Genomic DNA, 585 nt, shown 5'->3' on the forward strand with positions numbered 1-585 from the left:
TCACAACATCAATGTGGTTGTAACTTGTAAAGTCTACGCCACCTGACAGTTGCAACATCTTCGCCTGTAAATCGGCTTTCGACAGGATGCGACGTTTACGCTGCTTCTCAAACAACTTGTAGTTGTAGTTAAGCGCATTCAACACACCGTCATTGCTCACATCTTTGATTCGAACAGGCACTTTTGCTTTTGCTACCGTTACATGACTGATCCCAGCGCCCATTAAGCCGCCACCAAGAACACCCACTTTTTTCACCGCTGCTGGCTGTGCATCCGTGCCGTGTTCCTTCTTCATTTCAGTAGTCGCGAAGAAGATAGAGCGCAATGCCTTCGATTCGGAGCTCATCACAAGCTCACCAAATCGTTTCGCTTCTAGCTCTTGCCCTTGTGCAAAGCCTTTTTCCAGACCATGTTGAATCACTTCAAGAATCGCGACCGTTGCTGGATAGTTGCCACGGGTCTTCTGGTTGGTTTTCTTCGCAGCTTGTTCGAAAACGAGCTTACGACCTAACCCACTGCCCGACATCAACTTCTCTTTCGTCGATTGCTTTTTCTTGCCCTTGTTCTTGCCTTTGTCGATAAACT

General features: G+C 47.5%; 1 protein-coding gene. It reads right to left on the bottom strand.

Going from position 1 to position 585, the window contains the following annotated elements; genetic code table 11:
• Positions 1-585 (bottom strand): 3-hydroxyacyl-CoA dehydrogenase NAD-binding domain-containing protein (locus tag R8N49_RS28990; RefSeq protein ID WP_318190685.1); only part of this gene is annotated, 585 nt, incomplete at both ends.

The sequence above is a fragment of the Vibrio sp. 1978 genome (assembly GCF_033344345.1).